Below are 17,397 nucleotides of genomic sequence, written 5' to 3'. Positions count from 1 at the left end.
TTAGGCGGTTCCCGAGGCCCTGTCTTCCGCGTGGACGCCCAGGAATTTCAGCTTGCGGTGCAGCGCGCTGCGTTCCATGCCGACGAAATTGGCAGTCCGGCTGATATTGCCGCCGAAGCGCAGCAATTGCGCCTCCAGATATTGCCGCTCGAAGGCCTCCCGCGCGTCACGCAGCGGCAGCGTCATGATCTCGCTGGATCGGTCCAGCCGCAGCATGGAGGGCGCCGTGGAGACGATCTCGGGCGGCAGCGATTCCGCCCGGATGGGCGAGCCCGAATCGCCAGGTGCCATGATCAGCAGCCAATCCATCAGGTTGCGCAGCTGGCGCACATTGCCGGGCCAGTCATGCGTCTGCAGCGCCGCGATCGTGTCCTCCGCCAGTGCGCGGGGGGCGAGGCCCGAGCTTTCGATGGAGCGCGTCATGAAGTGGCGGGCGAGGGCTGGCACATCCTCCCGCCGCTCGCGCAGCGCGGGCATGCGCAGCGGCACGACGGAAAGGCGATAGAACAGGTCCTCGCGGAAGCGCCCGGCCGCGATCTCGGCCTGGAGGTCCTTGTTGGTGGTGGCGATGACGCGCACATCCACCTTCACGCGCGTGGCGCCGCCGATGCGCTCGAAGCCCTGCTCCTGCAGCGCGCGGACGATCTTGCCCTGGGTCTCCAGCGGCATGTCGGAGACCTCGTCCAGCAGCAGCGTGCCGCCATGCGCGCGCTCCAGCGTCCCGGCGCGGCGCGGCTGGTCGCCGCGCGGCTCCACGCCGAACAGCTCCTCCTCGATGCGGGAGGGATCGAGCGTCGCGCAATTCAGCGCGACGAAAGGCCCATCGGCGCGGCGGGAGCGCGCATGGAGCATGCGCGCCGCCACCTCCTTGCCGGTGCCCGGCGGGCCGCTGATCAGCACGCGCGAGTTGGTCGGCGCCACGCGCTCTATGGCCGAGCGGATCTGCGCCATGGCGGCGGAACCGCCGATCAGCTCCGCTTCCGAACCGGCGCGCAGCCGGAGGTCGCTGATCTCGCGCTTCAGCTTTGCCGCTTCCAGGGCGCGCGCCACGATCAGCAGCAGCCGGTCGCTCTTGAACGGCTTCTCGATGAAGTCGAAGGCGCCCTTCTGGATCGCCTGCACCGCGGTCTCGATATTGCCATGGCCCGAGATCATCACGCAGGGGACATGCGGCTCCTCGCGGTGCAGCGCGTCCAGGATCTCGAGCCCGTCCATGCGGGAATTGGCCAGCCAGATGTCGAGGATCACGAGCGATGGCCGGCGCGCGCGGAAATGCGCGATGGCCGTGTCCGAATTATGCGCCTGCCGGGTCTCGTAGCCCTCATCCGAGAGGATTCCGTCGATCAGCGAGCGGATATCCGGCTCGTCATCCACGATCAGGATGTCATGCGCCATGCCGCGGCTCCCTGGTCTCCCCCTCGGCGGCACCGGCCACCTCGGCCTCCAGCTCCGGCAGGATCAGCTCGGCCCGCGCGCCACGCCCCTCGCGCGAATCGCCCAGGCGGATGCTCCCGCGGTGGTCCTCCATGATCTTCTTCACGATCGCGAGACCAAGGCCGGTTCCCTTTGTCTTGTGCGTCACATAGGGCTCGGTCAGCCGGTCTCGCTGGTCCCCCGCCGGCAGGCCGATCCCGTCATCTTCCACCGCGATGATCAGACGCCCCGCATCGGAAGACAAGCTCACCCGGATATGGCCGACCGGCCTGGGGCAGGCAAGGCCCTCCTCTTCGTCCCGCTGGACCCGCATGGCGATGGCATCCGCCGCATTGTTGAGCAGATTGGTCAGCGCCTGGTTGATCAGGCGTCGGTCGCAGGCCGCGTGATGCTTCTCCTCCGGCAGGTCGGTCACCCAGGCGATCTCGGGGCGGGATTGCTGCTGCAGCACCAGCGCCTCCCGCACCAGGCGGCCCATCTCCTCGGGGCGGATCACCGGCTGGGGCATGCGGGCGAAGGCACTGAACTCATCCACCATGCGGCCGATATCGCCCACCTGGCGCACGATGGTGTCGGTGCAGGCGGTGAAGGTCTCGGGGTCGTGCGTGATCTGCTTCAGGTAGCGGCGCTTCAGGCGCTCGGCGCTGAGCTGGATGGGCGTCAGCGGGTTCTTGATCTCATGCGCGATGCGCCGCGCCACATCCGCCCAGGCGGCCTGGCGCTGCGCCGTCAGCAGGGCTGAGATGTCATCGAAGGTCAGCACATGCCCCTGCCCTTCCATCTCGGGCGAGAGGCGGGCCAGCAGCGTCTTGCGCTCATTGGGCGGGCCCACGCGGATCTCGGCCGTGCGGGTGGTGCCGGGCTGGGCCAGCAGCCCCGCGAATTCCGGCGCCACATCCGCCATCAGGCGGCCGATCTCGCGATCGAGGTCGATGCCGAGCAGTTGGCTCGCGCTGCGGTTGGGCAGGTTCACCCGCAATTCCTGGTCGAGCCCCACGATGCCGGCCGAGACGCCGCCCAGCACGGCCTCGGTGAAGTTCTGCCGCTCGGCGATCTGGCGATAGGCCTCCAGAAGCTCGCTGCGCTGGCCAGCGAGCTGGTTGGTCATGCGGTTGAAGGCGCGGCTCAGGCTGCCGATCTCGTCATCGCCGTCGCCCTCCTCGACGCGCACCGAGAGATCGCCGCCGCGCACCCGCTCGGCCGCGGTGATCAGGCGCGAAATCGGCCCCGCCAACTGATTGGCGAGGACGAGTCCAACCAGCACGGCGGCGAGCAGCACGAGCAGCGCGCCGATGGCAAAGATCATCACGAAGGTGATCTGTAGCCCCTCGCGATTGCGGTCGATCGCCTGATAGGCCGTCACCGCCTGCTCGGTGCGCTGCATGTGCTCCAGCACCGAGGAATCGACCGGCCGGCCGATCATGAGCTGCAAGCCGGAGGTGGGCGTCAGCGCCACGATGGCGCGCACCCGGTTCTCCTCCTCCACGGCGACCACCGCCACCTCGCCGCCGGTCGCGATCTCGATCGCCCAGTCGGGCGGAGGCGAGAGCAGGAAGGCGGAGGTCACACCCGCATGCGCGACGATGCGGCCCAGCAGCGGCTCGAACACCACCGCCTCCGTCAGGCCGCGCGCGCTGGCCTGGGTGGCGAGGACGCGGGCGAAGGCCAGGCTTTGATCGGGCAGCAGCACGACGGCACGGTTCAGGTCATTCGCCATGGCGAGCGCGTCGGCTCGGATGTTGTTCTGGTGCTCTTCGAAATAGGCGCGGCTGGCCATCAGCGAGGCTTCGAGGGCCGTCCGCACGCGGTCGCTGAACCAGGCCTGGATGCCGAGGTTGAAGAAGATCGCCGAGAAGCCTGCCAGCAGCATCGCCGGCACGATGGCGACCACCGAAAACAGCAAGACGAGCCGCGTGTGCAGCCGCGATCCGGCCGAACCACGCCGCCGCTCCGCCCAGACACGCACGAGCTGCCCGGCGAGCGAGGCCAGCAGCAGCAGGATGATGGCCAGGTTGATGAGGACGAGCGCGACCACCTGCCCGGGCCGCGTCGGCCCGAGCGGGCTGCCATCCGACAGCACCACGAAGGTGAGGATGCCCATGAGAAGGGCGCCCACCGCGAGGCCGAGCGTCACACCCCGGCCGAGCAGCATGTCGGCCAGGCGTCGCAGCAGCGGGACCCTGGCTGGCTTCACCATGGTCAGGGGCCGCTCATGACAGGCCGCGCACGACCGGCAATTCGAGGTCGCGCAGCTTCTTGCGCAGCGTGTTGCGGTTCAGGCCGAGCAGCGCCGCCGCCTTGATCTGGTTGCCGCGCGTGGCACTCAGCGCAAGGCGCAGCAGCGGGCGCTCCACTTCCGAGATCACGCGGTCATGCAGATCCCGAATGGGGATACCGTCCTTGTGGGCCGCCATGAAGAGCTTGAGGTGCCGTTCCACCGCCTGCTCCAGCGTCTCGCTGGAGCGCGGCGCGCCGTCCGACGGCGCTTCCGCCTCGGCGAGTTCGGCGGCCACCGCCTCCTCGCCGATGATCTCCTGCGGGTAGAGGGCGGCCAGGCGCCGCATCAGGTTTTCCAGCTCCCGCGCATTGCCCGGCCAGGAATGGCGCTTCAGCCGCTCCAGCGCCTCATTGCTCAGCGACTTCATGGGCAGGCCGGAGGCGCGGGCGCGCTCCAGGAAATGCCGCGCCAACAGCGGGATGTCCTCCGTTCGCTCGCGCAGCGGCGGCAGGCGGATGGGCACCACGTTCAGGCGGTAGAACAGGTCCTCGCGGAACAGGCCGGCGCGGATCGAGGCGCGCAGGTCCCGGTGCGTCGCCGCCACGATGCGGACATTGGCCTTCACCGGCTGGCGCCCGCCCACCGTGGTGAACTCACCCTCCTGCAGCACGCGCAGCAGGCGGGTCTGCGCCTCGGCCGGCATGTCGCCGATCTCGTCCAGGAAGAGCGTGCCGCCGGCCGCCTGCTCGAAGCGGCCGACGCCTCGCGTGAGAGCCCCGGTGAAGGCGCCGCGCTCATGGCCGAAGAGCTCGCTCTCGATCAGCTCGCGCGGGATCGCCGCCATGTTGATGGCCACGAACGGCCCCTGCCGGCGCTTGCCGTAATCGTGCAGCGCGCGGGCGATCAGCTCCTTGCCCGTGCCGCTCTCGCCCGTGACCATGACGGTGAGGTCCGCGGTCGTGAGGCGGGCCACCGTGCGGTAGATCTCCTGCATGGCGGTGCTGCGGCCCACCAGCGGCAGGCGCTCGCCCGCCTCGCCCTCCTCGTCCTCCGGCAGGGCGGTCGCCGGTTGCGCCAGGGCGCGCTCGACGACGTTCAGAAGCTCCTTCAGGTCGAAGGGCTTGGGCAGGTATTCGAAGGCGCCGCGTTGCGCCGCCTTGACCGCCGTCGTGAAGGTGGATTGCGCCGACATCACCACCACGCGCAGATCCGGGCGGATGCGCTTCATGCGCGGCAACAGGTCAAGCCCGTTCTCATCGGGCATCACCACATCGGTGACCACGAGGTCTCCCTCGCCATCCTCCACCCAGCGCCACAGCGTGGAGGCCGACGATGTCGCGCGCACATTGTAGCCCGCGCGCGTCAGCGCCTGGGAGAGGACGGTGCGGATCGCGCGGTCGTCATCGGCGATCAGGATGGTGCGGGAATCGGTCATTCGTCACTCTCATTCGCCGCCTGACCCGGGGGCTGGGCCGGCAGGGACAGGCGGAAGGTGGTGCGGCCGGGGCGGCTGTCGCATTCGATCAGCCCGCCATGGTTGGAAACGAGCTTCGCGACCAGCGCGAGGCCAAGCCCCTGCCCGCCGCGCTTCGTGGTCACGAAGGGCTCGAAGAGCGTGGAGCGCAGCGCCTCGGGAATGCCCGGCCCATTGTCGCGGACGATGACCTGCAGGGGCAGGTGCACGCGCTCGCTGCTGCCGGGCACCGCGATGCGCACGCCGTGGTGATAGGCGGTGGAGAGCAGGATCTCGCCGCTGCCGCCCGCACCAGTCCCATCGCTCAGCGCTTCAGAAGCGTTCTTCACGAGGTTCAGGAGGATCTGGATCAGCTGGTCCCGGTCGCCCCAGACGGCGGGCAGCGAGGGGTCGTATTCCTCGACGATGCGCAGATGGCAGGCGAAGCCCGATTGCGCGACGCGCCGCACATGGTCCAGCACGGAGTGGATGTTCACCGCACGCCGCGTGATCGGCCGGTCGGAGAACATCTCCATCCGGTCCACCAGGTTGCGGATGCGGTCGCTCTCCTCCTGGATCAGCAGGCAGAGCTCGCGGTCGCCGTCGGAGGCGCCCTGCTCCAGCAGCTGCGCGGCGCCACGGATGCCGGAGAGCGGGTTCTTCACCTCATGCGCGAGCATCGCCGCCATGGCGGTCGCACCCCGCGCCGCGCCCAGGAAGTGCAGCTGCCGGTCCAGCATGGCCGCGGTCGAGCCATCCTGCAGCGTCAGCACCACGCCGCCCTGCAGGTCCGGCATGGGCGCGCCGTAAACGGAGACGCCATGCCGATGAAGGCGCGGGCTCTCCAGCGAGAGGTCGTGATCCGCCACAGGGCTGTCCTGCAGCCGGACCTGATGCAGCAGGGCGAAGAGGCGATGATCGGCCGGCAGCAGTTCGGCCAGAGGCACGCCCATCAATGTCTGTTGCGACTGCTGGAAGAACAGCTCGGCCGCCGGGTTCACGAACCGGAAGCGGTCCTCGCCATCCAGCACCACGGCCGGCATGGGCAGGGCCTGCAGGATGGCCGCGCTGTCGGGCAGTGCGAAGCCGCGCGGGCGGCGGGCCAGCGCGGCCACGCGGCTGATCACCCCGGTCATGCCGCCTCCCGCCAGGGCTCTGAGGCGGGCGCATGGCCACGCTCGATGAGAGGTCCGTAGAAGCCCATGATGAGGTCTTCCGCCGCCTCGCCCATCTCGACGCGGTTCACCTGGGCGCGGAACTCGGCGCTGCCCGGCAGGCCCCGCGAATACCAGGCGACATGCTTGCGCGCCATGCGCACGCCCACGCCCTCGCCGTGATGCTCCAGGATGGCCCGGTAGTGCCTGAGCAGGATGGCCAGCTGATCCTCCAGCGTCGGATCGGGCAGGCGAATGCCGTCCCGCAGGAAAGCGGCCACCTGGCGCGGGAACCAGGGCCGGCCGTAGCAGCCACGCCCGATCATCACGCCATCGGCGCCCGAGCGCGTCAGCGCGTCCAGCGCGTTGTCCACGGTGACGATGTCGCCATTGGCGATGACGGGGATGCTGACCGCCGCCTTCACCGAGGCGATGAAATCCCAATCCGCCACGCCGGTGTAGAGCTGCTGGCGGGTGCGGCCATGGATGGTGACGAGGCGGATGCCGCATTCCTCGGCGATGCGCGCGAGCTTCGGCGCGTTCAGGCTCTGGTGGTCCCAGCCCATCCGCATCTTGAGCGTGACGGGCACGGGCACGGCCTTCACCACCGCCTCCAGGATCGCGGCCGCCCGTAGCTCGTCCCGCATGAGGGCGGAACCGGCGCTCTGGCCCACCGCCACCTTCTTCACCGGGCAGCCGAAATTGATGTCCACGATGGCCGCCCCCTTGTCCACGACGAGGCGCGCCGCCTCGGCCATGACGGCGGGGTCGCAGCCGGCGAGCTGGACGGAGGAGGGCCCGCCCAGCTCATCGGTCGTGTCGCACATCTTCAGGCTCTGGCGGTTCTCGCGGATCATCGCGGCGGAGGCGATCATCTCGCTGACCACAAGCCCGGTGCCCTCGGCCCGCGCGAGGCGGCGGAAGGGCAGATCGGTCACGCCCGACATGGGTGCGAGGATCACGGGCGTTTCGATGGTCACATCGCGCGCAAGCGAGATGGGCCGGAGGCGGTTGCTCATCATTTGGGCAGGCATACGCAAAACCGCGCCCCGCGTCCACGGCGCGCGTATCGCCGGACGAGATTTCTCGCCCCGAATTCCCGTGCCCGCCGATATGGCCTATCTGACGGAGCTGATGATCGCAGCCCTTCTCCTGGCCGCGGGGCGCGGCGAGCGCTTCGGCGCGCCCCAACCCAAGCAATATGCCCTGCTCCTGGGCCGCCCGGTGCTGCGGGTGGCGGCGGAGGCCCTGCTGGCGGGCGGCCACGTCCAGGCCCTGCAGCCGGTCTGCGCGGCGGGCGAAGAGGCGCGCATCGCCGCCATGCTGGAGGGGCTGCCGCATCTGCCGCCCGTGACCGGCGGCGCCACGCGCCAGGCCAGCGTGAAGGCCGGGCTCGCCGCCCTCGCCCCGCTCACCCCCAGCGCCGTTCTCGTGCATGACGCTGCCCGGCCCGTCATCCCGGCCGGGACCATCCCCACGCTGCTGGCCGCGCTCGAGGCGCGCGCCGGCGCCATCCCCGCCCAGCCGGTTTCCGACACGCTGAAGCGCGGCGAAGGCGGCGTGATCGGCGAGACGGTGCCGCGCGCCGGCCTGTTCCGCGCCCAGACACCCCAGGCCTTCCGCTTCGACACGATCCGCGCCGCCCACGAGGCCGCGACGGCGGAGGCGACGGATGACGCGCAGCTCCTGGAATGGATCGGCGAGAGCGTGGCCCTGGTTCCGGGCCATGAGAGCAATGTCAAAATCACCTTCCCGGAGGATCTGGCCCGCGTGGAATCCACCCTTCAGCCGCGGCTGCTTCCGCGCATCGGCACCGGCTTCGACGTGCACCGCCTGGTGCCCGGCCGCCCCTTGATCCTCTGCGGCGTGACCATCCCGCACGAACTCGGCCTCGATGGCCATTCCGACGCCGATGTCGGCATCCACGCGCTCTGCGATGCGATCTACGGCGCGCTGGCCGAGGGCGATATCGGCCGCCACTTCCCGCCCTCGCAGATGAAGTGGCGTGATGCCGACAGCGCCCAATTCCTGGTGCACGCCATGGAACGCGTGCGCGGCCGGGGCGGCATGCTGGTCAATGCGGACGTCACCCTGATCTGTGAGCAACCCAAGATCGGCCCCCATGCGGCGGCGATGATCACCCGCCTCGCCGACATCATGGGCGTGGAGGAACGGCGCATCGGCGTGAAGGCGACGACGACGGAGCGCCTGGGCTTCCCCGGCCGGGGCGAAGGCATCGCCTGCCAGGCGGCGGTGAGCCTCCTGGTGCCGGACTGAAGCCCTTGTCTTGAAAGACTTTGTCCGGGCCTCTTGCCACCCCAGGTAGCGCGCAAAAAAAAGCCGCCCCTTGCGGAGCGGCCAAGTCAAGGTTGAGGAAGGCAAAGCTGTCGGGGCTGAGTCAGCGCCCGACGCGGACAGAGATGGGTTGCGCAAACCCCGGTTCAATACCTTTTCGAAAATGTATCGCTTAACGTAAGTGCCATCTGTTGCAAATTTGCAACATGTCCGGACCTTGGCAGCGGATTCCGAAGCACTGGCAACGCACCCGCCCCTGCCCTAACCTCTCCGAAACGAGAGGAAAGCTGCCATGACCGCATCGCAACATGACGCCGCCATCATCGGCTGGGCGCATAGCCGCTTCGGCAAGCTGGAGGAGGCGCCGGACGCCGAGGCGCTGATCGGCCTCGTCGCGCGCGAGGCCATCGCCGATGCCGGTCTCGAGCCGCATGAGGTGGATGCCGTCTTCCTCGGCACCTTCAATGGCGGCTTCCAGGCGCAGGACTTCCCCTCTTCCCTCGTCTTCCAGGCCGTACCGGAGCTGCGCTTCAAGCCCGCGACCCGCTTCGAGAATGCCTGTGCCACCGGCACCGCCGCCATCCATGGCGCGCTGGATTTCCTGGGCGCGAAACGTGGCCGCATCACGCTGGTCGTCGGCGTGGAGAAGATGACCTCCACCCCTGGCCCGCGCGTGGGCGAGATCCTGCTCTCCGCCTCCCACCTCAAGACCGAGGCCGGGATCGAGGCCGGCTTCGCCGGCGTCTTCGCCCGCATCGCCGAGGCCTATTTCCAGCGCCATGGCGACAGCTCCGACGCGCTGGCCGCCATCGCCGCCAAGAACCATGCGAACGGCGTCGACAACCCCTATGCCCAGATGCGCAAGGATCTCGGCTATGAGTTCTGCCGCAACGAGAGCGAGAAGAACCCCTTCGTCGCCCGCCCCCTGAAGCGCACCGACTGCAGCCTGGTCTCGGACGGCGCGGCGGCGCTGATCATCGCCGAGGGCGATGTGGCCGCCACCGCGCGGCGTGCCGTGCGCTTCCGCGGCACCGCGCAGGTGAACGACTTCCTGCCCATCGCCCGGCGCGACATCATCCGCTTCGAGGGCGCTCGCGAGGCCTGGGCACGGGCCTTCGCGGCCGCCGGCCTCACCCTCGCCGATCTCTCCTTCGCCGAGACGCATGACTGCTTCACGGTGGCCGAGCTCATCGAATACGAGGCGATGGGCCTGACGCCGGAAGGCCAGGGCAGCCGCGCCATCCTGGAAGGCTGGACGCGCAAGGATGGCCGCCTGCCGGTCAACCGCTCGGGCGGGCTCAAGGCCAAGGGGCATCCGATCGGCGCGACCGGCGTCTCCATGCACGCGCTGGCCGCCATGCAGCTCACCGGCGAGGCGGGGGCCATGCAACTGCCGCGCGCCGAGATCGGCGGCGTGTTCAATATGGGCGGCGCGGCCGTCGCCAACTACGTGAGCATCCTCGAGCGCGTCTGACGCCGGCGCGCGGGAGCCAGCGCCATGCGCATGGATGACGAGCGCGAGAGCCGCAACATCGAGGACCGGCGCGGCCAGCGTGGTCCCTTGGGCGGCGGCGGCGCGCGGATCGGCGGCTTTGGCCTGATCGCGGTGGTGGTGATCTCGCTCCTGCTGGGCGTGGACCCGGGCGTTGTGCTCTCCACGCTCGAGACCGGCCAGGCGCCCGCGACGCAACAGGCCGCGCAGGCCCCACCGCGCGATGACCCGGCGGCCCGCTTCGTCAGCCGGGTGCTGGCGAGCACGGAGGATGTCTGGACGGCCGAGTTCGCGCGCCACGGCCAGCGCTATGAGCCGCCGCGCCTCGTGCTCTTTTCGGGGGCGGTGCAGTCGGGCTGCGGCACGGCGCAATCCGCCATGGGCCCCTTCTACTGCCCGGCTGACCGCCGCGTTTACCTCGACCTCGCCTTTTTCCGGGAACTCGCGCAGCGCATGGGCGCGCCGGGCGATTTCGCCCAGGCCTATGTCATCGCGCATGAGGTGGGCCATCACGTGCAGAACCTGCTGGGGCGCCTCGGCGGCGGGCGGGACAATGCGGCATCGGTGCGCACGGAGTTGCAGGCGGATTGCCTGGCCGGCTTCTGGGCGCGTCAGGCGCATGAGACGCGACGGATCCTCGAAGCCGGCGACATCGAGGAAGGCCTCGCCGCCGCGGCCGCCGTCGGCGATGATCGCCTGCAACAGCAGGCGCGCGGCCATGTCGTGCCCGAGAGCTTCACCCATGGCAGCAGCGCACAGCGCGTCCGTGCCTTGAAGACCGGACTCGCGGGCCCGGATTCGGGGGCCTGCCTGGGTCGGGGCTAGCGTTCCGGCTGCACCCCCATCGCCCGCACCGTGTCGCGGATCGCGACGATCTCGGCCTGGAGCCGCGCCTGCGCGGCCTCCGGCGTCTGTTCGGCGGGCGGGAAGATGTCGCTGCCGAAGGCGGCGAAGCGCTCGCGGATGGCAGGGTCGGCCAGCACCTCGCGAAGGGCGGCGTTCAGCCGATCGATGATCGGGCGCGGCGTGCCGGCGGGCGCGAAGAGCGCGTTCCAGAGCACCAGCTCGAAGCCCTCGAAACCGGCTTCGGCCAGCGTCGGCACATCGGGCAGCGCGGGCAGCCGCGCGCGGGTGGTCACGGCGAAGGCGCGGGCGGCGCCGGCCATCACCTGCGGCAGGCCGGTGGTGGAGATATCGCAGATCACGTCCACCCGTCCGCCCAGCATGTCCTGGAAGGCGGGCGCGCTGCCGCGATAGCCGATCTCGGTGAAGCGCGTGCCCAGCCGATGCTGGATCAGCAGCCCGCAGAGATGCAGCGCCGAGCCGGTGCCGGCATGGCCGAGCGTGACACGCTCGCCGCCCGCCCGCATCCAGGCGAAGGCGGCGGCGACGTCGCGCGCCGGCAGGTCCCGCCGGCCGATCAGGATCATCGGCCCGTAATTGATCAGCCCGACCGGCACGAAAGCGGTGGCGGTGTCATAGGGCAGGTTCGCCTGCAGCGCGGCACTGCCCGGCAGCGCCAGGTGGTTCACCAGAAGCACATGCCCATCCGGCGCCGCCCGCGCCACCCGGGCCGAGCCGATGCTGCTGCCTGCCCCGGAGACGTTCTCCACCACGAAGCGCTGGCCCAGGCGCTGGCTGAGCCCGTCGGCGACCAGGCGCCCCGTCGTATCCGTCGGACCGCCGGGCGCGAAGGGAACGATGAGAGTGACGGGCCGGTCCGGAAAGGCCGCGGCCGGAAGGGCGAGAAGGGTGAAGGCGGCAAGCAGGAACGCCAAGCGCATCAGAACCTCCAGGGAGCGTGTCCCCGGAGGCGCAGCAATTTTCACGCCATGAAAAAACGCGCCACCAGCCAGCCCGATGGCGCGCGCTTGGGCAGATCGCCTCAGGCGGTGGCGCGCCCTTCCTCGACCGCGTGACACGCCACCATCGCATCGCCTGCCGGCTTCATCACCGGCACTTCCGCCTTGCAGCGCGCATTGGCGAGCGGGCAGCGCGGATGGAAGGTGCAGCCGGAGGGCGGCGAAATCGGCGACGGCACCTCCCCGCCCACCGGAATGCGCTGCCGCCCCGTCATCTCCAGATCCGGGATCGCCTCCATCAGCGCGCGCGTGTAGGGGTGGCGCGGCTTCTGGAAGAGGCTCTCGGCCGGCGAAAGCTCCACCAGCTTGCCGAGATACATCACACCGATGCGGTCGCTCACCTGTCGCACCACGGCGAGGTTGTGGCTGATGAAGAGATAGGTGAGGCCGAGGCGGCTCTGCAGCTCCTTCATCAGGTTCAGGATCTGCGCCTGCACGGAGACGTCGAGGGCCGAGGTCGGCTCGTCGCAGACCAGGAATTCCGGGCTGGAACTCAGCGCGCGCGCGATGGAGATGCGCTGCCGCTGCCCGCCCGAGAACTCATGCGGATATTTCTGCCCGTCGAGCGGCGAGAGGCCCACCTGCGTCAGCAACTCGCCCACGCGCGTCAGGATCGCCTGCTTGTCCTCGATCAGGCCGAAGGCGCGGATCGGCTCGGCCACGATGTCCACCACGCGCCAGCGCGGATTGAGCGAAGCATAGGGATCCTGGAAGATCATCTGCATGCGGCTGCGCTGCTTGGAATCGGCGCGCGCCTGCGAAAGGTCCTGCCCGTCGAACATCACCCGCCCGCGCGTGGTGGGATAGAGGCCGACCATGAGCCGGGCCACGGTGGACTTGCCGCAGCCGCTCTCACCCACAAGGGAAAGCGTGGTGCCCTTGGGAATCTCGAAGGAAATGCCGTCCACCGCCCTGAGCGTGCGCTTGCCCTCGCGGGCCACGATGCGCTGGATCAGCGGCTTCGAGACATCGAAGTAACGCGCGACGTCGTCCGCCGCGATCATCGGGGTGGCAGTCACGACTGTCCCTCCGCGTAAAGCCAGCAGGCCGCGCGCGTGGTGCCGGCATCCATCAGCTCCGGACGCTCCACAGCGCAGCGCGAGAAGACCTTGGGACAGCGCGGATTATAGGCGCAGCCCTTGGGGATGGCCGTCAGCCGTGGCATGGCGCCGTCAATCTGCTGCAGCCGCTCCACGCGGCGATCGAGCGGAGGGATGGAGCCCATCAGCCCCTGTGAATAGGGGTGCCGCGCCTGGCGCACCACCTCCCGCACCGGCCCGATCTCGGCGATGCGGCCGGCATACATCACCGCCACGCGGTCGGCCGTCTCGGCGATCACGCCCATGTCGTGGGTGACGAGCATCATCGCCGTCCCCTTCTCCCGCGCGAGCGTCTTCAGCATGGCGATGACCTGCGCCTGGATCGAGACGTCCAGCGCCGTCGTCGGCTCATCCGCCACGATCAGCTTGGGCTCGGCGCAGAGGGCGAGAGCGATCACCACGCGCTGGCGCATGCCGCCCGAGAATTCATGCGGATAGCTGTCGATGCGCTCCCGCGCGGCCGGAATGCCCACGAGTTCGAGCCAGCCGATCGCCTTCTCCCGCGCTTCGGCGGGGGTGATCGGCAGGTGCGTCGTCATCGTCTCCACCAGCTGGCGGCCGATGGTGTAGAGCGGGTTCAGCGTGGTCAGCGGGTCCTGGAAGATCGCGCCGATCTCGCGGCCGCGGATGCGGCGCATCTGCTCATAGGGCAGGTTGTCGATGCGCCGCCCTTCGAGAAGGATCTCGCCCTTGGCGATGCGGCCCGGCGGTTCCAGCAGGCCGATGATGGCGGCCCCGGTCATGGATTTGCCGGCGCCGGATTCCCCCACCACGCCCAGCACCTCGCCAGGCGCGATGTCGAAGGAGACATCGTCCAGCGCCACCAGCGTGCCGCGCCGCGTCGGGAATTCGACGCGGAGATTCTTGACCTGAAGAAGAGACATCAGCGCAGCCTCGGGTTCAGCGCGTCGCGCAGCCAGTCGCCCAGCAGGTTCACGGAAAGCACCATCACGATCAGCGCGACACCCGGGAAAATCGTGATCCACCACTCGCCCGAGAACAGGAAGTCATTGCCGATACGGATCAGCGTGCCGAGCGAGGGCTGGGTCGGCGGCACGCCGACGCCAAGGAAGGAGAGCGTCGCCTCCGCCAGGATGGCGAAGCCGAGGTTGAGGGTCGCGATCACCAGCACCGGCGACATGACATTGGGCAGCACATGGCTGCGCATGATGCGCAGCGGCGAAAGCCCGATGACGCGCGCCGCCTGCACATATTCCTTGTTGCGCTCCACCAGGGTGGAGCCGCGGACGGTGCGGGCGAATTGCGGCCAGTTGGAAATGCCGATGGCGAAGATCACGACAAACAGCGCCACCTCGCTATGCGTCTCGCGCGGCAGCACGGCACGCACCACGCCATCGATCAGCAGCGCCACCAGGATGGAGGGGAAGGTGAGCTGGATGTCCGCGATGCGCATCAGCAGCGCATCCACCTTGCCGCCCAGATACCCGGCCAGCAGGCCGACCGTCACGCCCACCAGCGTCGAGAAGATCACCGCGGCAAAGCCCACCAGCAGCGAGACACGCGCGCCATACATGATGGCCGAGAGCATGTCGCGCCCCTGGTCATCCGTACCCAGCGGATAGGTCGCGTCGCCCTCGCTGGACCAGGCCGGCGGCTTGAAGGCGTCCATGAGCTGGAGCGAGGCGAGGTCGAACGGATTGTGCGGCGCCAGCACCGGCGCCAGTACCGCGCCCGCGATGCAGATGAAGGCCACGATGGCCGAGATCACCGTGACGGGCGAGCGCGTGAAGCTCCACCAGAGGTCGGAGTCGAAAAACGCCTTCATGGCCTAGTGCCCCTTCCCGCGGCCGACACGCAGCCTGGGGTCCACCGCATAATAGAGAAGGTCCACGATCAGGTTGATCGTCACGAAAACCAGCGCGATCAGCATCAGATAGGCCGCCATGACCGGGATATCGGCGGCGCCCACGCTCTGGATGAAGAGCAGCCCCATGCCCGGCCATTGGAACACCGTCTCGGTCACGATGGCGAAGGCGATGATGCCGCCAAGCTGCAGCCCCGCGATGGTGATGACCGGCACCAGCGTGTTCTTCAGCGCATGGCCGAAATTGATGGCGCGGTTGCTGAGGCCCCGCGCGCGGGCGAACTTGATGTAGTCGGTCCGCAGCACCTCCATCATCTCGGAACGCACGAGGCGCATGATGAGCGTCAGCTGGAACAGGCCCAGCGTGATGGCGGGCAGGATCAGCGCCTTGATGCCCGACCAGGTGAAGAAGCCCGAGGACCACCAGCCCAGCCGTGTCACGTCTCCCCGCCCGAAGCTCGGCAGCCAGCCAAGCCAGACCGAGAAGGTGAGGATGAGCAGGATGCCGATCAGGAAGGTCGGCAGCGAAACGCCGACCAGGCTGAAGGTCAGGAAGAAGCGGGAAAGCCAGGAATTGCGGTAGAGGCCGGTATAGACCCCCATCGGCACGCCGATCATCAGCGCGATGAAGGCCGCCGTCAGCGCCAGCTCCAGCGTGGCCGGCGCGCGCTCCGCGATCAGCTCCGCCACCGGGCGGGAGAGCCGGTAGGAAAGCCCGAACTCGCCCTGCACGGCATTGCCGAGGAAGGTCGCGAACTGCACGAAGAAGGGCTGGTCCAGCCCCAGATCGCGCACCAGCGCCTCGCGCTGCGCCTCGGTGAAGTCCTGGCCCAGCATGATCGCCACCGGGTCACCCACATAGGCGAACATGGCGAAGCTGATGAGCGAGACCACGAACATCACCGGCAGCGCCTGGAGGATGCGGGAGACGATGAAGGAGAACATGCGGCCTCAGTTCACCACGGCCCAGCGGAAGTAAGGCTGGTTGTTGGCCATGTGCGGGATGGTGATGTTGCCGCGCACCGCCCAGGGGATCATCTGGTGGTGCAGCGGGATGTGCGGCACGTCCTCGCGATAGAGGCGCAGCGCCTCGCGGATGGTCGCATTCCGCGCCTCGCCCGTCTCGGTCTTCATGCGCTGGATCAGCGCATCCATCTGCGGGTTGGAGTAGCGGCCGTAGTTCCAGATGCCGTCACCCTGCGCGCCGTTGCGCGTCGCCAGCAGCGACTGGAAGGAATAAAGCGCATCCAGGGTCGGCACGCCCCAGCCCAGCATGTAGAGGCTGGTGTCATCGCGCTGGATCTTGGCGAAGAAGGGGCCGAGCGGCATGGCGTTCAGTCGCGCCCGGATGCCGACGCGCGCCCACATGGCGACGATCGCCTGGCAGATCTGCTCGTCATTGATGTAGCGGTTGTTGGAGCAGTCGAGCGTGATCTCGAAGCCGTTCGGATAGCCGGCCTCCGTCAGCAGGGCGCGGGCGCGGGCCTGGTCATAGGGCAGGCGCACATCTTCTTCACGCGAATAGCCCTGCACCTGCTCGGGGAAGAGCGTGCCGGTCACCACGGACTGGTTGCGCATGATGGTGCGATGGATCGCCTGGATGTCGATCGCGTGATACAGCGCGCGGCGCACGCGGATGTCGCGCAGCGGGTTGCGGCCGCGCACGTCGGAATAGAGCAGCTCGTCGCGCGCCACATCCATCGCGAGGAAGATGGTCCGCACCTCCGGCCCTTCCAGCACGCGCAGCCCCTGGGCATTGCGCAGCCGCGCCAGATCCTGCAGCGGCGGATCGATGACGAAGTCGATCTCGTTGGAGAGCAGGGCGGCCACGCGGGTCGCATCGCTCGCGATCGGGCGGAAGATGATCTCGGTCACGTTGCCGTTGTTGGCCGGCACCTGCCAGCCCCACCAGTCGGGGTTGCGGGCCAGCACAGTGCGGACATCCGGCTCACGCGACTGCAGGCGAAAGGCGCCGGTGCCGTTGGTGTTGCGGACCGTGAACATCTCCTCGCGCTGGCGGGTGTTCTGCGGGCGGGCCGCATTGTTCCGCTCGCTCCAGCTGCGCGACATCATGAAGACGGAGGCCAGCTTGTTGGGCAGGATCGGGTCGGGCGCCTTGGTGATGATGTCGACCGTCAGCGGGTCGACAGCCACGGCGCGGTCGATCGTGTCCACGAAGATGCCGAAATTGCTGGTCGGCTGCAGGGCGCGGGTGATGCTGAAGACCACATCGTCGCTGGTGAAGGCCTCGCCCTCATGGAAGCGCACATTGGGGCGCAGCGTGAAGCGCCAGCGCGTCGGCTCCTCCTGCCGCCAGGCGGTGGCGAGGCCGGGCTCGAGCCCCAGCTGTGGGTTGCGGCTGATCAGCGCGTCATAGATCTGCTGCAGCACCATGGTGACGGTGCCGACATTCTGGCTGTGCGGATCCATCGTGTTCGGATCGCCGCTCGCCGCCCAGCGCACGGTCCGCGCCTCGGCAACACCCACCATCAGCGCCGCGACCAGCATCGCGGCCCGCCACAGAGCCTTCATTGATGTCTCCCGAACCCCAGGCCTCTCCGGCC

14 protein-coding genes are annotated in these 17,397 nt (G+C 69.0%); 3 read left to right on the top strand and 11 right to left on the bottom strand.

Annotated features, from left to right (window positions below; genetic code table 11):
* From KTR66_RS11470 to dusB, 5 genes are read right to left on the bottom strand one after another with little or no spacing between them, the layout of a single operon-like run.
* Entirely contained in the window at window positions 1–1,395 is a 1,395-nt protein-coding gene (locus KTR66_RS11470; protein WP_213612725.1) for a sigma-54 dependent transcriptional regulator, read from the bottom strand.
* Window positions 1,385–3,631 (bottom strand): PAS domain-containing sensor histidine kinase, encoded by a 2,247-nt coding sequence (locus KTR66_RS11465; protein ID WP_213612724.1) that lies wholly within the window; start codon window positions 3,629–3,631, stop codon window positions 1,385–1,387. Before KTR66_RS11465 ends, KTR66_RS11470 begins: the two co-directional genes overlap by 11 nt.
* A gap of 13 nt (window positions 3,632–3,644) precedes the next feature.
* A complete protein-coding gene (ntrC, locus tag KTR66_RS11460; RefSeq protein ID WP_213612723.1) occupies window positions 3,645–5,087 on the bottom strand; it encodes a nitrogen regulation protein NR(I) in 1,443 nt (480 codons plus the stop codon).
* A complete protein-coding gene (locus tag KTR66_RS11455) occupies window positions 5,084–6,241 on the bottom strand; it encodes a nitrogen regulation protein NR(II) (RefSeq protein ID WP_213612722.1) in 1,158 nt (385 codons plus the stop codon). The genes ntrC and KTR66_RS11455 overlap by 4 nt, the downstream gene beginning before the upstream one ends.
* A complete protein-coding gene (dusB, locus tag KTR66_RS11450) occupies window positions 6,238–7,281 on the bottom strand; it encodes a tRNA dihydrouridine synthase DusB (RefSeq protein ID WP_371819101.1) in 1,044 nt (347 codons plus the stop codon). The genes KTR66_RS11455 and dusB overlap by 4 nt, the downstream gene beginning before the upstream one ends.
* Window positions 7,282–7,390: 109 nt before the next feature.
* On the opposite strand from dusB, the gene KTR66_RS11445 reads away from it, so the two are divergent.
* The 3 genes from KTR66_RS11445 to KTR66_RS11435 all read left to right on the top strand — a co-directional run bounded on the left by KTR66_RS11445 (window position 7,391) and on the right by KTR66_RS11435 (window position 10,871).
* Window positions 7,391–8,536 carry a bifunctional 2-C-methyl-D-erythritol 4-phosphate cytidylyltransferase/2-C-methyl-D-erythritol 2,4-cyclodiphosphate synthase gene (locus KTR66_RS11445; RefSeq protein ID WP_249732050.1) on the top strand — a complete coding sequence of 382 codons (1,146 nt, stop codon included), beginning with the start codon at window positions 7,391–7,393 and terminating at the stop codon, window positions 8,534–8,536.
* A gap of 310 nt (window positions 8,537–8,846) precedes the next feature.
* Window positions 8,847–10,028: an acetyl-CoA acetyltransferase gene (locus KTR66_RS11440; RefSeq protein WP_213612720.1), complete on the top strand. Its 1,182-nt coding sequence runs from the start codon at window positions 8,847–8,849 to the stop codon at window positions 10,026–10,028.
* 24 nt (window positions 10,029–10,052) lie between these two features.
* Window positions 10,053–10,871 (top strand): neutral zinc metallopeptidase, encoded by an 819-nt coding sequence (locus KTR66_RS11435; protein ID WP_213612719.1) that lies wholly within the window; start codon window positions 10,053–10,055, stop codon window positions 10,869–10,871.
* Here KTR66_RS11435 and KTR66_RS11430 read toward each other — a convergent pair.
* The 6 genes from KTR66_RS11430 to KTR66_RS11405 form a co-directional block, all read right to left on the bottom strand.
* A complete protein-coding gene (locus tag KTR66_RS11430) occupies window positions 10,868–11,830 on the bottom strand; it encodes a tripartite tricarboxylate transporter substrate-binding protein (RefSeq protein ID WP_213612718.1) in 963 nt (320 codons plus the stop codon). The genes KTR66_RS11435 and KTR66_RS11430 overlap by 4 nt on opposite strands.
* Before the next feature lie 101 nt (window positions 11,831–11,931).
* Complete coding sequence (locus tag KTR66_RS11425; RefSeq protein ID WP_371819100.1) at window positions 11,932–12,927, bottom strand: ABC transporter ATP-binding protein; 996 nt, start codon at window positions 12,925–12,927, stop codon at window positions 11,932–11,934.
* The gene (locus KTR66_RS11420) at window positions 12,924–13,892 is read right to left on the bottom strand and encodes an ABC transporter ATP-binding protein (protein WP_213612717.1); all 969 of its coding nucleotides are present in this window, start codon (window positions 13,890–13,892) and stop codon (window positions 12,924–12,926) included. The genes KTR66_RS11425 and KTR66_RS11420 overlap by 4 nt, the downstream gene beginning before the upstream one ends.
* Window positions 13,892–14,794 (bottom strand): ABC transporter permease, encoded by a 903-nt coding sequence (locus KTR66_RS11415; RefSeq protein ID WP_213612716.1) that lies wholly within the window; start codon window positions 14,792–14,794, stop codon window positions 13,892–13,894. The genes KTR66_RS11420 and KTR66_RS11415 overlap by 1 nt, the downstream gene beginning before the upstream one ends.
* A gap of 3 nt (window positions 14,795–14,797) precedes the next feature.
* Window positions 14,798–15,778, bottom strand: a complete 981-nt coding sequence (locus tag KTR66_RS11410; protein ID WP_213612715.1) for an ABC transporter permease — start codon at window positions 15,776–15,778, stop codon at window positions 14,798–14,800.
* A 6-nt stretch (window positions 15,779–15,784) separates the two neighbouring features.
* A complete protein-coding gene (locus KTR66_RS11405; RefSeq protein ID WP_249732035.1) occupies window positions 15,785–17,365 on the bottom strand; it encodes an ABC transporter substrate-binding protein in 1,581 nt (526 codons plus the stop codon).
* Between the last annotated feature and the right edge of the window lie 32 nt (window positions 17,366–17,397).

The sequence above is a fragment of the Roseococcus sp. SDR genome (assembly GCF_019083995.1).
Classification (GTDB): Bacteria; Pseudomonadota; Alphaproteobacteria; order Acetobacterales; family Acetobacteraceae; genus Roseococcus.
Note: the sequence above shows the minus strand (reverse complement) of the source record. Positions and strands in the feature narration are given on the sequence as shown.